This window comes from Posidoniimonas corsicana (genome assembly GCF_007859765.1).
Classification (GTDB): Bacteria; Planctomycetota; Planctomycetia; order Pirellulales; family Lacipirellulaceae; genus Posidoniimonas; species Posidoniimonas corsicana.
In genome coordinates, this window is sequence record NZ_SIHJ01000002.1 from 168,407 (window position 1) to 183,380 (window position 14,974).

Sequence of the window (14,974 nt, forward strand, 5' to 3'; positions counted from 1 at the left end):
TGTTGTCGTTGTTAAGTAGGCCCAACCTCACCGCACGCGTTGCTGCCGCGCGGCGAGGAAGCGGTGCAGCACCGCGTCGAGCGGTTGGTCGGTTCTGAGTTGCAGGTAGTCGGCGCCCTGACTGCGGCAGCCGGTGGCGACCGCGGTGGTGAACGCGTCGAACTCGGTCTTGTAGGCCTCGCGCAGGCGGGCCGGGTCGGCCAGGATGTCGCCCGCCTGCTCGAGGCCCTTGAACAGCGTGGGCTGGTCGAACGGGAACTCCAGCTCGGCCGGGTCGAGCACGTGGCACACGATCACGTCGTGCCGGCGGTGGCGGAAGTGCTTCAGCCCGGCCAGCATGCTGTCGACATCGTCGAACAGGTCGCTGAACACAAACACCACCCCGCGGCGGCTGAGCCGCTCGGCCAGGTCGTGGAAGATGGGGCCGGTGGCGGTCTTCTCGCGGGCGTCAACTCGCTCCATCTCGGCCAGCAACTGGTTCAGGGTCGCCGGGCTGCTGCTGGGCCGCATCACCCGCCGCACGCGGTCGTCGAACGTAGCAAGCCCCACCGCGTCCTGCTGGTGCAGCACCAGGTACGCCAGCGCGGCGGCGGCTGTCTGGGCGTACTCAAGCTTGGACATCGGGGCGCCCTCCGAGGGCTTACGCCCCCGGCTCTCGCCTGCGCCGCTCTGGTAGGTCATGCTCTCCGACTGGTCGAGCACGAGGTACGCGATGAGGTTGGTCTCTTCCTCGTACTGCTTGAGGTACACCCGGTCGGTCTTGCCGAACACCTTCCAGTCGACAAACCGCAGGTCGTCGCCGGGCGCGTACTCGCGGTGCTCGGCGAACTCGATGCTGAACCCCTGGAACGGGCTGCGGTGCAGGCCGGCCACGTACCCCTCAACAATATGCTCCGCGCGCAGCCGCAGCCCCTTGAGCTTGGCCAAGACCGCGGGGTCGAGGAAACGTTTTGAGGTGGGGGTAGTGGGCATTCAGTGAAGGAGTTCAGGAAAGTAGCCGGCGAGCTACGCCTCGGCGGGGGATGTGCTGCCCGAGCAAGACCGTCATTCATTGCTTAGGAGACTAGTACTCTGGATCAAAACCCTGCTCGATGACGTATGCTTCCAACTTCTGTTCAAGAGGTTCGATGTACGGTCTCAGAATCGTGTCCACACTTTCACATGCTCGACTCTGAGGACTATCGCTCGCCCAGGAGTTAATGATCTCGTTCCGCTCAACCATGTCGTCAGGTACTTCATCACCGAAGAATGCGCCGAAGGTCTCAAGCACATCAAGTGCTTCGGCGGCTTCCAGATCTGCTAAGGCAAAAACGGTGTCTTCGTAGCGGTCTGCTTGTGAGTTGTAAAAGAAGCTCACCAGCCCACCATTGTCCACTGCGTCGATGAACCCGCGAGTATTTACCCAGACTTGCTGAGGGGCCGAGAGGGAATCGTAGCCTTCGCTCGACCACTTGTCACACACGTCGTACCAATTCATCTGCTCTTCGACTTCCCTACCACTGCAGCCCATAGCGGTCAAATACAATGCCAACAGTACCTGATGCATCCTCATAGCACTCACTTGTGCTGTGTATTTGAACACACCCCGCCGAGGCGTAGCTCGCCGGCTATTACTCGCCTACGCCGCGGCCTCGATCGCTGTCTTCTCCAAGAGCGCCGCCACGACGTCGTCGGCGGTGACCCCGTCGGCTTCGGCGTTGAAGTTGGTGACAATGCGGTGCCGCAGCACCGGGGCGGCGACCGCCTTGAGGTCGTCGGCCTCGACACAGTGGCGGCCGGCCAGGGCGGCGCGGGCCTTGGCGGCGAGCACCAGAAACTGGCTCGCCCGCGGGCCGGCGCCCCAGCTGACGTACTTGTCGACGATCTCCGGCACGCCGCCCTTGCGTACGCGGGTCTGCCGCACCAGGTTGATCGCGTACATCGCCAGGTGGTCGGCGATCGGCATCCGCCGCACCAAGTGGCTCATCGCGGCGATCTGGTCGGCCGACAGCGTGGCCTCGATGCTGGTCTGGAAGTCGGCGGTGGTCTGCTTGACGATCTGCAGCTCCTCGTCCGCTTCCGGGTAGTCGACCTGCACCATGAACATGAAGCGGTCGAGCTGGGCCTCGGGCAGCGGGTACGTGCCCTCTTGTTCGATCGGGTTCTGCGTGGCGAGCACGAAGAACGGGTCGGGCAACGCCCGCCGCTCGCCGCCCACGGTGACCTGCTTCTCCTGCATCGCCTCGAGCAGCGCGGCCTGGGTCTTGGGCGGGGTGCGGTTGATTTCGTCGGCCAGCACGATGTTGGCGAAGATCGGCCCCGGCACGAACTTGAACGCCCGTTCGCCGGTGGCGCGGTCCTCCTGCATCACCTCGGTGCCGGTGATGTCGGCCGGCATCAGGTCGGGCGTGAACTGCACCCGGTTGAAGTCGAGCGACAGCGCGTCAGAGAGCGAGCGGATCAAGAGCGTCTTGGCCAGGCCGGGCACCCCCACCAGCAGGCAGTGGCCGCGGGCGAACAACGCGATCAGCAGCTGGTCGACCACCTCCTGCTGGCCGACGATCACCTTGCCCAGCTCGTTCTTGAGCTTGCGGTAAGACTCGCCGAGCTGATTGATCGCGTCGATGTCGGACTCTGGGAGCATGGGCGCCTCGATTGGCTGGCTGGAGTTCTTGGCGCCGGCCGGCGCCGCGAGGGGTACCGGTATTCTAGTCGTTTGCGTCGGAAGCTGCGCCGGCGGCAGGCGTTACGGCAGAAAACTGCTTGGGCGGGTCGGGCGGGGGCGCCGGCTGCGGACCGTAGACGGTCATCTTCTCGCGTCCGGCGGCCACCAGCAGCCCGTGGGCAGGCGTCAGATTAGCGCCGGCGGCGCCGATTGGGCTAAGGTCGATCGGCGTGCGGGTCGCGGCGCCGGTTTCGGCGTCGCGGGCGTAGATCGCCGAGCGGGTGGGCCAGAAGACCTCGCCACCCGCCAGGCAGCCGCGGCCCATCCCGCGGATGCCAGAGCGGTCGCTGCTGGGCCATTGGTACCGCCGCGCGCCCGTGTTGGTGTCGAGCCCGGTAAGCAACCCGCCCGCGGCAACGAGCGTCTGCCCCCTGACGCCCAGCAACTCGGCGCGGCGGTCGACCAGCTCGGCGGACCACAGGCCTCGGCCAGACGCCTGGTCGATCGCCAGGACATAGGGGCAGTCGACCGGCGCGACGAGCAGCCTGCCGCAGTGGGCGATGCAGGGCGACACCAGCAGCGCGGCGTCAGCCCGGTGGGGCGACTCGCCAAGCTCGTGGCGGGGGTACTCGGCCAGCCAATCGAGCCGGCCGCTCCGCGCGTCCAGCGCGGCGATCGCGCCCATGTTCGTGTTGAAGTAGATCGCGTCGCCCTGCTTGGTCAGCACGTCGGCCGGACGCACGCCCACGGCGTCTTCGGCCGGGGCGCCGCTGCAGACCGGCGTAATCCAGACCTGCTTGCCGGTGGCCACCGAGTAGCACGCCACCGCGACGCGCGGCCGCACCTCGTTGGCGTCCAGCGCGATGAACGCTAGGCCCCCACCGATTAACGGAGGGCCACTGAACCGCCACGGCTCTTCGGGCTCCTCGAACTCGACCACCTGCAGGCCTTCGCTGAGCAACCCGAACCCCAGCACACGGGGGTCGGCCGCGGTGCGCACCACACGCCCCGTGCGACGCGGCTGGTTACGCCCCACGCGTGCGTACAGCACGCCGCGGCTCACCTCCAACGGGCCCAGCGGGGTGACCAGCGCTCCGGCGAGGCCGCGGGCACGCATCAGGTTGAGCACCCGCATGTCCTGCATCTGGTAGACGGCCCCGCCGCCGACCGCCGCCTGGTACAACAGCCCGTCCTTGGTTACGCCGGCCGCTCCGTCGCGGAGCTGCAGCGCGGACAGGGCGCCCGCGTCACGGACCAGCACCCAGGGACCAAACACGACCGGCAACGCCTGCGGGTCCTGGCTGACCTCCGGCTCCACCGTGCGGATAACGCGGCGGCCGCCGACAATCACGACCTCGTTGCGGCGCGTCGCCACCTCGCCTGGCAGCGTGACCGGGGTGAGGGTGTGCGGCTCCGGCCAGATCGGCCCGGCGAGCTCGCCCAGTGGCGCAGCCGCCCCGCTGCGGGTTGCGTCGCCGGCGAAGGTGGGCGCCCCGGCCGGCATGGCGCCGCGTGGCCACTGGTCCGCGGCCTCGATCAGCATTGCAAGTCGGTCGACGAACGGCCCGGTCTGTCCGGCCAGCAGGCCGGTCGCCTCGGGAGCCGCCTGGCGGAGCAGAGCCGCCTCGGCCCGGGCGCGGTCAAGGTCGAGCTCAAGGGTCGAGATCAGCGCGAGCCGCGCTAAGGCGGCGGGGAGCTCGGCTTCGGCGTCTGGGTAGGTTGGCGGGAGCGTCTGCCGCGGCTCGCGCAGCAGCGGGTCGATCTGCTCCCAGTGCGATGGGAGGTCGACGCCGTTCAGCGCGATCCCGATTGGCCGCCCGGCGGGGTCCGTTAGCAGCGGATGCAGGCGGGCGAGGGCCGCCCGCGCGGCGTTGAAGTCGCCCCGCTCGATGGCCAGGTCGGACAATAACAGCGCGGCGGCCGGCGTGCTCGAGCTCACGAAGTACTCGTCGATGACGCGCTGCAGCGGCGCGACGTCGCGATCCCGGCGGCCCTCCTCCAGCAGCCGATCGGCGGCCGGGTCGATGCGGCGGCGGTGCTCCGCGAGGAGCTCGGGTGGCATCCTGGTGAGCCGGGCCTGGCAGGCGTCCCGCAGCCGGACGTAGCGGCCCCCGTCGACGCGGACGAGCTGCCCGTCGGAGTCGTCCATCACGAGCGTGATGGTCTCCAGGGCGTCCTCCCACTGGCCATCTTCGAGCAGCGCGTCGGCCTGTGCGAGCAGCCGCTCGGTCCGGCTGGAGATGGACGGCGCCTCGATCACGGGCTGGGCGGCGCGCGCGGCGCCAGCGCCCAGGACCGCGTGCAGAACGAGCGCCAAAACCGGGGCGAACGCGGCGCAGCGCTGGGCGGGTGGCGGGGGGACGTGCATCGCCCGTGATTATACGGCCTAGCCGCCAAGGTGACAAAGAAGCAGCGGCCCGCGGGCTACAGCCCCGCCGGCGGCCACAGGTGGTAGAGCATCACGTACACCACCACGCCGGTCACCGACACGTACAGCCAGATAGGGAAGGTAATCCGGGCAAGCCTGCGGTGCTTGGTCCGGTACCGACCACTCGCTTCGAGCGACTCGGGCGAGGGTCCGTCGTCGCTGGCGGGCTGGTTGCATCCGAGGGCGCGGTGGCCGAAGTAGATCGTGGCGAGCGCCAGGAACGGCACGGTCACCGCAAGCAGCACGTGCGACAGCAGGATGCCGTAGTACACGTACCTCACCACGCCCTCGGCGGTGAACTTCACGTGCTGCACCTGGTAGTGGTAGTACAGGTAGCAGACGAGGAACGCCGAGGAGACCGCGAACGCCAGCAGCATCACCCGCTTGTGCGCGACTTCCTTCCGCTGCTTGATGAGCACGTAGCCTAGCACCAGCAGCACAGCGGCCAACGAGTTGAGCGCCGCGTTGACGTGCACAATCGGGCTGGCGGCGGCGAGGAGCAGGTGGGTGATCACGAAACAAAGTCTCCCTTGGCGCGCGACCCCGCAACCCGCCAGCAGAGGCCCAGCATCACCACGGCGAACAGCACGCTCACCAGCCAGCAGCGCCACAGCGGGATGGTGGTCTTGCTCAGGGTGACCAGGTAGTGATTCAGTCCGGCAACGCCGTAAGTCAAAGGATTGATCGCCACGATCCAGCCGAGCAGCCCCTCCTCTCCCTGGGGGAAGAACGCGCCCGACAGCAGCCACATCGGGAACAGGAACACGCTCATGATGGCGTGGTACGCCTGGCTGGAATTCATCCGCCACGCGATGAGGAAGCCCAGCGAAGTCAGCGCGATGCTCATCACCGCCATCAGCAGCGTCGCGAGGAGCGCCTGCGCCGGCGTGGGCGCGACGTCCGGGCAAGTGATCCAGCCGAGGATCATGAACAGGATCGCCTGGATCATCGCGATCGCCGAGCCGCCGAGCACCTTGCCCAGCACCATCGCCATCCGCGGCACGGGCGCCACGAGCACGCCCTGCAAGAACCCCTCGTTGCGGTCCTCGATGATCGAGATCGTGGCGAAGATGGCGGTGAACAGCAGGATCATCGCCAGCGTGCCGGGGTAGAAGTGCACGTACCCCAGGTTGCTGGACCGCAGCCCCTCGCTGAACAGCAGCCAGAAGATGATGGGCTGCAGGAACGCACCGATCACGCGGTTGCGCTGCCGGAAGAACCGCACCAGCTCGCGGTGCGAGAGCGCGAACACGACCGGGATGGCGGGGGCGGTGGCTGAACTCATGGCAATGCTCTTAGGTTCTGAGAACGCTACTCGCCGCTGATGCACACTGGCTAGCGTCAATCATCGCTGATCAGCGTTGCCTCATCGTAAGCAACGATCGTCCTTGTCTAGTGCTTGCGTTTCTTGCTTGACGCCTCGTCGGCTGGCGCGGACTCGCTTCCAAAGAACCTGTGCCCGGTACGGTCGATAAACACGTCCTCGAGCGTTGGCTTGCCGATGGTAAGCTCGCGGATGCGGTCGCCGAAGGCATCGAACAGCTTGGGCGCCCAGGCCGCTCCATCGGGCTGCTCGAGCCGGACGGCGTGGTTCACCACGCTGGCGGGCGTGGCAAAACGCTCGGTGATGGCCGCCGCCAGCTCGTCGGGGTTGTCGCTGCGGAGCGTGATCGAGTCGCCGCCCACCTGCGACTTGAGCGCGTCGGGCGTGTCGAGCGCGGCGACCTGGCCCTCGTGGACGATGGCGATCCGGTCGGCGCGGTCGGCCTCTTCCAGCAGGTGGGTCGTGGTCAGCACCGTGACGCCCTCCGCGTCGCGGGCCTGGGCGAGGTATCGCCAGAGGTCGCTGCGGGCGGCGGGGTCCAGACCGGTGGAGGGCTCGTCCAGCAGCAGCAGCCGGGGGCTGTGCAGCATGCCCTGGGCTAGCTCGACACGACGGCGGAGCCCACCCGACAGGTCGGCGACTTTGTCGTTGGTGCGATCGCGGACGCCGAGCTGGTCTAGCATCTCCTCGCAGCGGCGGGCGAGCGTCAGGCCGCTGAGGCCGTACAGCAGCCCGTGGCACCGGAGGTTCTCGATCACCGACAGGTGCTTGTCGAGGCTGGGCGCCTGGAACACCACGCCGAGCGAGGCGCGGACGCGGTCGCCCTCGGTGCGGAGGTCGTGCCCAAATACGCTGACCGTGCCCTGCTGCATCGGCGCCAGGGTGGAGAGCAGGCGGAAGAGCGTCGTCTTGCCGCTGCCGTTGGGGCCGAGCACGGCGAACAGCTCACCCGGCGCCACGTCGAGCGAAAGGCCGCGGAGCGCCTCGCGGTCGCCGTAACGGTACCGGAGGTCGGCGACGTGGACCGCGGGCGATTGGCTATCCATAACAGGCGGGGTTCTGCGGACGCGGCGGCGTGTAGAAGGTGTGCAACGCGTCCCTTCGGATCGATGGTCAGTCGCAACCCTGTGGGGTTACGATCCGAACAGGCACAGCACGACCATCCAAGCCGGCAAGTAGAGCAAACTGGCCCGCAGCAGCAGCCGGGCGGAGCGGTCGTTGCGGCGGACGAGGAACGCGGCCGCCGCCGCCACAAACGCCAGCGTGAACAGCGAAGCCAACACCGCGTAGGTCTGGGCCGAGTAGTCGGTGCGGATCGCGGGGAGCAGCGCCGCCGGCAGCAAGAGCGCGCCGCCGGCCACAGCGAGCGCGCCGGCGCGGGCGCCGGTCGGCTCGACTACGGTGTCCATCTTGTAGCCGGCCGCGGCGTAGTCGTCCTTGCAGAGCCAGGCGATCGCCATGAAGTGCGGGTACTGCCAGAGGAACAGCACCAGGAACAGGCCGAGCGCTGTGGCGTCCAGGGCGCCGCCTCCGGCGGTCCAGCCCATCACGATCGGCAGCGCGCCGCTAATGGCGCCAACAAACGTGTTCAGGGGCGTGCGGGTCTTGAGCGGCGTGTAGACGGCGACGTAGAGGAACCAGCTCGCCAGGCCGAGTAGTGCGGTGGTCCAGTTGACGCCGAGCACCAGCAGCGTGAAGCCGATCGACACGGTCGCGACGCCGAACACGGCGGCCTCGGCCGGCGCCATCCGCCCGGCCGGTAGCGGGCGGTCGGCGGTGCGGGTCATCTTGGCGTCGAGCCGACGCTCGAGGTACATGTTCAGCGAGTTGGCGCTGGCCGCCAGCAGCCCGGCGCCCAGCAGCGTCGCGCCGACTACCAGCGGCGACCACTGGGCGTGGGTCGCGAGGTACATGCCGGCCACCGCGGTCACGAGCTCGAGGATCGTGATGCGGGGCTTGGCCAGCTCCACAAAGTCACGCAGCCGCGACGGTGAAGTGACCTGTGACCGGGGGATCGCCAAGGTGGTTGCGCCGGTGCTCATGCGCCGTGACTCGGATTGCGGAGTTGATCAGTCCACCGCTACGGCGGACGTCGGTGAGGGGGAGGCTGTTGAGCGGATGGCGATCGCCGCGGCGGCCGCCGCCAGCCCCAGAATGAGCGAGCCGACGGCGCTATGCGCGGTCGCGATGTGGGTCTGCGCCCAGCCGTCCGCGACAACTGCTCCCATGGTATCCGGCAGCCACGCCGAGGCCCAGCCTGGGCGTCCGTACTTGAGAAGCCAGGTCGCCACGCCCAGCGAAAGCTGCACGACCACCGCCAGGGTCATCACAGCGGTCAGCCGACGAACCGCACGGGGGCAACCCTCGCCCTGCCAGGCCCGGACCGCCGACGCCACGACATGCCCCGAAACCACGGCCGCCATCACAAGGTGCAGTTTGACGATCGCCGCGAACGCCCACGGGTCCACCGTCACCGGGACGTGCCGCAACTGGGCGCCGAGCACCAGCTGCAGGTAGGCAAACAGGGCCGTGGCCGCGAGCAGACCGCCCGGGGTGCGACGATTTGTCGCACCCTCATTTGACTCATTGCCGATCAAGAACCACGCCCGCGAGGTGACCGCCAGCAGCACGCAGGCCAGCGCGAAAAACAGCGGACCGGTGCAGCCGTGCAGCATCGCGAGCTGCCGCTCGTTCAAGATCACCCGCATCCCGCCCAGCACGCCTTGCGCGATGACGAGCACGAGAGCGCCGACGGTCAGCCACCGCAGCCAGCGGCGGCTATCGCTGCGCCAAACGGCGACCAGGAGCCCAATCGTAAGCAGCCCAACCAGCGAACCAAGCAGGCGATGACCGTGCTCGACCAGCAGGTCCCATGGGCCGAACATCCAGGTCTGCCACGGGTAGGCGAACATGTTGTAGCCGTAGGTGGTGGGCCAGTCGGGCACCGCCATGCCGGCGTCGGTGGAGGTGACCAGACCGCCGACCCACAACAGTGGGAACGTGCAGCAGCAGAGCGCAACCGCCCACCGCCGCGGCCAGGGCGACTCCTGCTGTCTGGGGCTGTCGTTGGCGTCAGTCATGAATCCCGCCTGTCAGACTCTGCACGTACGCAACGAGCCGCCAGATCTCCTCATCGGTCAACGCGCCAACGCCGCCCGGGTCGGTCGCGCCCACGGCCGGCATTGGCGTGCCCGCCACGCCCTGCGAGATAATCCGGAACAGGTCGGCGCGCGATCTCACGCCGCGCAGCGCCCCGGGCGCTAGCCGCCGCGGGTCGGCGACGCGGGGCGGCAGCAGTGCGTCCTGGAACTGCTCGCGGTGGCCGATCTCGGCGTTGAGTTCCGCCAGCTGCTTCTCCAGCAGGCCGCGCCGTGCCGGCGCGGTGCCCGCCATCCTGCTAGTGAGCGTCTCGCGTGACGCGGCAAGCCGATCTGTCTGCGCGATGAATTCGTGCGTCCGCTTGTCCCAGTCGCTGAAGTCCACCACGTTGACGCCGCCGGCGCCGTTCTGTCCGTGGCACTTCACGCAGTTGGCGCGGCGGGCGTCGTGGAAGAGCTGCCGGCCGGCTTCAACCTCTGCGGCGCTCGGTGGGTCGGCGCCCGCCAACGACTCGTCGACCGGCACGATCGAATCCGGCGCGTCACGCCAGCGGCGCGCGATGCGGGGCAGCACCTCGTCAAGCACCAACTCCCTGGTTTCCTCTTCGCTCCAGTCCAGGCGGGTTTCGTCGCTCGCCTCGCCGGTTACGGGGTCGAAATCGAACTCCTCTCCGACATGCCGCACCAGCGACCGCTCGAGCTCGCCACGGATCGCGAGGTACTTGATGTACTGGACCAGCGCGCCGATCTCTTCGGGCGGCAGCAATTCGAAGGAGGGCATCGCGGTGCCGGGCAGTCCGAAGCGGAGCGTCGCGGCGAGGTCGGCGTCGGTCGGGGGGACTCCGCGGTAGGTCGACTTGAACTTGAATACTCCGGCGCGGTAGTCGCGTGGGTAGGGGGACTCGTACAACGCGGCCGGGCCGCGGCCGTCGCCGCTCAACCCGTGGCAGACCGCGCAGTGCCGGCGGTACAGGCCGAGCGTGTGTCCGGGTCGGTTGGAGGCCACACGGCCCGCCGCCTGCTGCAGTTGCGAAAGGTCGAGCAGATCCGCCAGCTGATCGGGAACCCGGGGTTCGCTTGGCGAGCCGAACACCTCGTGCAGAACATTGGACACCTGCTGCGCGTGGGTCGGCACGACCTGCTGCTCGGCAAGGACAAGCTTGTCTGCCGTAAATCGGTCGGCGTCACCGCAGCCCGCCCCGAGCGCGCAACAAGCCACCAAGGACATCAGCAGTCTGGGGAATCGGGTTGCGGGAGTCACGGGTGGCGGGGGCAGCCGGGAAGGATACGTACAGGCGCCAAGGTACTCTATCCCGTTGGCGTCAGTCGACCAGCAGCCCTGCCGGCACGGACACGTCGCCCAGGTCGAGCGTCTGGCCGGCGGTGATCGTCAGCTCCGCCCTGCCCCGCCGGTCGGTCGCGCCGGTCGGCAGCGGCACGTTCTTCAAGTAGCCGGTCTCGTGCCAGAACTGGATCTCGTGCTCGCCGGCGGGCATCACCGGGATCTCGAACCGCCCGTCCTTGTCCGACACGGCCATGTAGGGGTCGTCGCGGACCAGCAGGTACCCGCGCATGAAGGGGTGGATGTTGCAGGCCACCGGCAGCGGCTTGCTCTCGGCCTCGTCGAGCCGTTTAGAGATCTTCCCCTCGGCCGGGATCAGTTGGTTGAACGGGGCGTTGCGGACGAGGTCGAACTTGGTGTTGTGCCCGGTTGGGTCCTGGTTGGTGATCCGTAGGGTCTGCCCCGTGCGGACCAGCGTCACGTGCGGGGTGAACACGCAATTCTTGTTGGCCAGCTCGACCGACTTGCGGAGCGCCTCGGGGTCGCCGGGCGGGAGCGGGATCTTCTCGCCCCGTGGGGGACGCAGCCACACGACCGCATTGGCCAGGCCGCCGGCGTCGCTCACCACAACCGACTGCTGCTGCGGCTTGCAGTTGATGCAAAACTCGTCCGCGGTGACCTTGGGCGCCGACGGGACCGGCGGCTTGCCATCCACCACAAACCGCCCCCGCAGCACACCGAAGCCCGACGCCTGGGCGATGCAGGGCGACACGAGCAACAAGGCCATCGCAGCCGCGCCGCCGGCCATCCGCCTGGAGTGATATCTGACCATCCCGCCTAGTTTAACAGTTCACCGAATCGGCCGCAGGGGGCGCTGCGGCCAGCGTTTTGACCTTCTGGTTTGCTTCGGCGTGCGGCGATCGGAAATAATCAGCTGCCGGGTCACCGATAGACCCCTACGCGTGCAGCGGTTCCTTCACCGCGATCGGTTCCATCCCTGCAATGCTCACTCTACCGGGGAGGCCTTGTGTCCCCGGCCCTACTGGAGGAAACGGTATGAGCGTCTCGCTGCAACAGGTCTCTCCTCAACCAACCGCCGCGCCAAGGCCCTCGGCCGCAATGCCTGCGGCGACAGCCTCAACCACTCCGACGCCTCGGCTGGTCCCGCGGGCGCGTCCGTTTGCCGACTTCGGCAGTCGGCGCCAGAACGTCACCGTAGCGCGGCCCGGCACGCTGTGGCGGCTGGGCGACTGGATCGCCTGCCACCGACAGCCCGGCGACTCGCGTGACGCAACCTGGCTGGCCTGTGTTGCGGCCAACCCGCACTGCTTCAAGACCTACGCGGTGATCTCGCTGGCTAGGCCCTCGTTCTTCCTGCCGGCGGGCGAGGTGGTGTTCGAGGCGACCGTCAACCCGACGCAGATCCCGGAGTCGCCGCCGCAGGGCGTGATGCTCCGCCACATGGAGGCGCTGGACGCCCACCCGGAGGCGACCTTCTACTACCTGGAGCCGGTCTTCACGCGCGAGCCGACCCTCCGCCTGTACCCGGCGTGCGAACTCCGCGACGAGGCCGCGGGCGACCGCGCCGACGCGTTCATGCTGGCGCGCAACTACGGCGGGCTGTTCCGCGCCCGCAGCTGGGCCCGGTGCCAGCGTCGTCGCTTGGCGGACGCCGCGGCGTGGGCCGCCGACCGCCTGGAGGACGCGTTGCTCGAGTTCACCGCACGGGCGTTCCCGCAGCCGATGAGCCTGCGGAGGCTCGAGCAGCGTTACGAGGTAGCGCGACGCACCGGCCAGCTGGACGAAGCCGAGAAGTTGGAGAAGGCCATCCGGCAGATCCGCTGGCACGTGACCATCGACCCGATCCTGTGCTTCGGCCTGCCCGCGGAACCCGACCGCCTGAAATTCGAGGCCCACTGGTACATCGGCGCCGACGGGAAGACCTACGTGCACTACTGAGACGGCCGCTAGCGGCTTAGCGGGGCGGTAAGCTACAACATGCGCGTCCGGTTTAGGGTGCGTGTATGCCGCTGCTCTGGTTCGTGTTGATCTACCTCGCCGTTTCGATGGCGATTGGGCTGGCCGCCGCGCGGCGGGTTCACAGCACAACGGACTATACGGTCGCCGGCCGCTCGCTCCCGCTACCCATGGTGGTGGCCACCACGTTCGCGACTTGGTTTGGGTCGGAAACGGTGCTCGGCATCCCCGCCACGTTCATCTCCAGCGGGCTGGGCGGCACGGTTGAGGACCCCTGGGGCGCCGGGCTGTGCCTGGTGCTGGTCGGCCTGTTCTTCGCGCGCCGGCTGTACCGCATGTCGCTGCTCACGGTGGGCGACTTCTACCGTCAGCGGTATGGGAAGACCGTCGAGGTTGTCTGCTCAACCGCCAGCATCGTCTCCTACTTGGGCTGGGTCGCGGCGCAGGTCACCGCGCTCGGGCTGGTGTTCTCGCTGCTGACGGAGGGGCAGATCACCGAAACCCAGGGCGCACTGATCGGCATGGGCGTGGTGCTGTTGTACACCGTCTTCGGCGGGATGTGGTCGGTGGCGCTTACCGACGCCGTCCAGATGACCGTGATCGTGGTCGGCCTGGCGCTGATCGCGGTGACGGCCGGTCGGATGGCCGGCGGCCCGGCCGCCGTGGTCGTGCACGCCGCGGACGCGGGCCTGCTCAGGTTCCTGCCGGCGCCGACATTCCACGACATCTCGTTCTTTATCGGAGCGGGCGTGACGATCATGCTTGGCTCGATCCCTCAGCAGGACGTGTTCCAACGGGTGATGTCGGCCCGAGACGAGTCGACCGCCGCTATCGGGCCCGTCGTGGGCGGCGTTGCGTACATGGCGTTCTCGCTGGTCCCGATGTTCATCGTGGCGTGTGCGCTCGTGCTGGGGTCCGGCGCCGCGGCGGGCGACCCGGAAGCGGTGCTAACCTCGCTCGTGCTGGAGCGGATGCCCCGCTTCGCTCAGGTGATGTTTTTCGGGGCGCTGCTGTCGGCGATCATGTCTACCGCGTCGGCCACCATCTTGGCGCCTTCAACCATTTTCGTGCAGAACATCCTGAAACACGCCCTGCCGGGCATGACCGATCGAGTTGAGCTCCGCCTGATGCGTGCGACCGTGCTGGTGTTTTCGTTGGGGGTGCTGGCGTACGCTCTCGCCATGCAGGGGGCGACTATCTACGAGCTGGTATCGAGCAGCTACCAGGTGCCGCTCGTCGGCGCGTTCGTCCCGCTTGCCGCCGGCCTCTACTGGCGGCGGGCAAACAACTGCGGAGCGGTGGCGTCCATCGTGCTCGGGATTGGAGTCTGGGTGCTTTTCTTCTCGACGCCGCTGGGGGGGCGGTTCCCGTCCCAGCTCGCGGGGCTGATCATGGCCACCGTGGGCATGCTGGTTGGCAGTATCGCCGGGAGCCGAACCGAGCAGCCCCACGGGCTGTCCCGTTAGCGAACAGGGATTACCAGAAGAAAACTCAGCTACCGAGGTGTGACCAATGCCCGATTCACTCGCCCACGTCCGATCCGGTTACGACCGCTGGGCCGCCGTCTATGACAGCGACGCCAACCCACTCCCGCCGTTGGAGGAGCCGCTGGTCCGCACCTCGGTTGGCGACGCCAGAGGCCTCCGCGTCTTGGACCTTGGGTGCGGCACCGGCCGCCACGCGCTCTGGCTGGCCGCCGCCGGGGCCAATGTGACGGCCGTCGACTTCTCCAGCGGCATGCTGGACGCCGCCCGCGTGAAGCCGGGCGCCGAGCGGGTGGAGTTCGTCCAGCTCGACCTGCACGAACCGCTACCCTATGCCGAAGCCTTCGACCTGCTGGTGAGCGGCCTGGTGCTCGAGCACGTCAGCGACCTGCCGCGGCTCTTCTCCGCGGCGTACGCCACGCTCAAGCCGGGCGGCCGGGCGGTGCTCTCCGCGATGCACCCGGCGATGTTCCTCCGCGGCTCTCAGGCCCGGTTCACCGATCCCGATACGGGCGAGGTCGTCCCGGTCGGCAGCCTGCCGCACTCCATCAGCGAGTTCGTGATGGCCGCCCTGGGCGGCGGCTTCCAGATCAGCGGCCTGACCGAGTCGGCGCCCGACGCCGACTTCGCAGCCAGGTTCCCGCGGGCGGAAAAGTACGTGGGTTATCCGATGGTCGTGGTGATGTCGCTCGAGCGGCCGCCTAGCCCCTGACTTGGAGACGAGCCCGAGCGGGCGC

The 14,974-nt window shown here is 68.3% G+C and carries 14 protein-coding genes; 3 read left to right on the plus strand and 11 right to left on the minus strand.

The window, feature by feature from the left end:
* Window positions 1-27: 27 nt before the first annotated feature.
* The 11 genes from KOR34_RS16760 to KOR34_RS16810 form a co-directional block, all read right to left on the minus strand.
* A complete protein-coding gene (locus tag KOR34_RS16760; RefSeq protein ID WP_146566301.1) occupies window positions 28-972 on the minus strand; it encodes a DUF58 domain-containing protein in 945 nt (314 codons plus the stop codon).
* A gap of 91 nt (window positions 973-1,063) precedes the next feature.
* Complete coding sequence (locus KOR34_RS16765) at window positions 1,064-1,477, minus strand: DMP19 family protein (protein WP_197531508.1); 414 nt, start codon at window positions 1,475-1,477, stop codon at window positions 1,064-1,066.
* 141 nt (window positions 1,478-1,618) lie between these two features.
* Window positions 1,619-2,623, minus strand: a complete 1,005-nt coding sequence (locus KOR34_RS16770; RefSeq protein ID WP_146566305.1) for an AAA family ATPase — start codon at window positions 2,621-2,623, stop codon at window positions 1,619-1,621.
* 64 nt (window positions 2,624-2,687) lie between these two features.
* Window positions 2,688-5,012, minus strand: coding sequence for an outer membrane protein assembly factor BamB family protein (locus tag KOR34_RS16775; RefSeq protein ID WP_146566306.1), 2,325 nt, complete (start codon window positions 5,010-5,012; stop codon window positions 2,688-2,690).
* 56 nt (window positions 5,013-5,068) lie between these two features.
* Window positions 5,069-5,587: a DUF420 domain-containing protein gene (locus tag KOR34_RS16780; protein WP_228714673.1), complete on the minus strand. Its 519-nt coding sequence runs from the start codon at window positions 5,585-5,587 to the stop codon at window positions 5,069-5,071.
* The gene (locus tag KOR34_RS16785) at window positions 5,584-6,357 is read right to left on the minus strand and encodes an ABC transporter permease (protein ID WP_146566308.1); all 774 of its coding nucleotides are present in this window, start codon (window positions 6,355-6,357) and stop codon (window positions 5,584-5,586) included. Before KOR34_RS16785 ends, KOR34_RS16780 begins: the two co-directional genes overlap by 4 nt.
* A 107-nt stretch (window positions 6,358-6,464) precedes the next feature.
* A complete protein-coding gene (locus tag KOR34_RS16790; RefSeq protein WP_146566310.1) occupies window positions 6,465-7,442 on the minus strand; it encodes an ABC transporter ATP-binding protein in 978 nt (325 codons plus the stop codon).
* An 87-nt stretch (window positions 7,443-7,529) separates the two neighbouring features.
* Window positions 7,530-8,438, minus strand: coding sequence for a heme o synthase (gene cyoE, locus KOR34_RS16795; protein ID WP_146566312.1), 909 nt, complete (start codon window positions 8,436-8,438; stop codon window positions 7,530-7,532).
* A 27-nt stretch (window positions 8,439-8,465) separates the two neighbouring features.
* Window positions 8,466-9,476: a COX15/CtaA family protein gene (locus KOR34_RS16800; protein ID WP_146566314.1), complete on the minus strand. Its 1,011-nt coding sequence runs from the start codon at window positions 9,474-9,476 to the stop codon at window positions 8,466-8,468.
* Window positions 9,469-10,629, minus strand: a complete 1,161-nt coding sequence (locus KOR34_RS16805) for a cytochrome c (RefSeq protein ID WP_197531509.1) — start codon at window positions 10,627-10,629, stop codon at window positions 9,469-9,471. Before KOR34_RS16805 ends, KOR34_RS16800 begins: the two co-directional genes overlap by 8 nt.
* A 187-nt stretch (window positions 10,630-10,816) precedes the next feature.
* On the minus strand, window positions 10,817-11,563 hold the full coding sequence (locus KOR34_RS16810; RefSeq protein WP_146566318.1) for a carboxypeptidase regulatory-like domain-containing protein: 747 nt from the start codon (window positions 11,561-11,563) through the stop codon (window positions 10,817-10,819).
* Between the two features lie 269 nt (window positions 11,564-11,832).
* Here KOR34_RS16810 and KOR34_RS16815 point away from each other — a divergent pair, with 269 nt between their 5' ends.
* The 3 genes from KOR34_RS16815 (at window position 11,833) to KOR34_RS16825 (ending at window position 14,949) form a co-directional block, all read left to right on the plus strand.
* Window positions 11,833-12,735 carry a hypothetical protein gene (locus KOR34_RS16815; protein ID WP_146566320.1) on the plus strand — a complete coding sequence of 301 codons (903 nt, stop codon included), beginning with the start codon at window positions 11,833-11,835 and terminating at the stop codon, window positions 12,733-12,735.
* 65 nt (window positions 12,736-12,800) lie between these two features.
* Window positions 12,801-14,219 carry a sodium:solute symporter family protein gene (locus KOR34_RS16820; protein ID WP_146566322.1) on the plus strand — a complete coding sequence of 473 codons (1,419 nt, stop codon included), beginning with the start codon at window positions 12,801-12,803 and terminating at the stop codon, window positions 14,217-14,219.
* Between the two features lie 46 nt (window positions 14,220-14,265).
* Entirely contained in the window at window positions 14,266-14,949 is a 684-nt protein-coding gene (locus KOR34_RS16825) for a class I SAM-dependent methyltransferase (RefSeq protein ID WP_146566324.1), read from the plus strand.
* Window positions 14,950-14,974 lie beyond the last annotated feature (25 nt).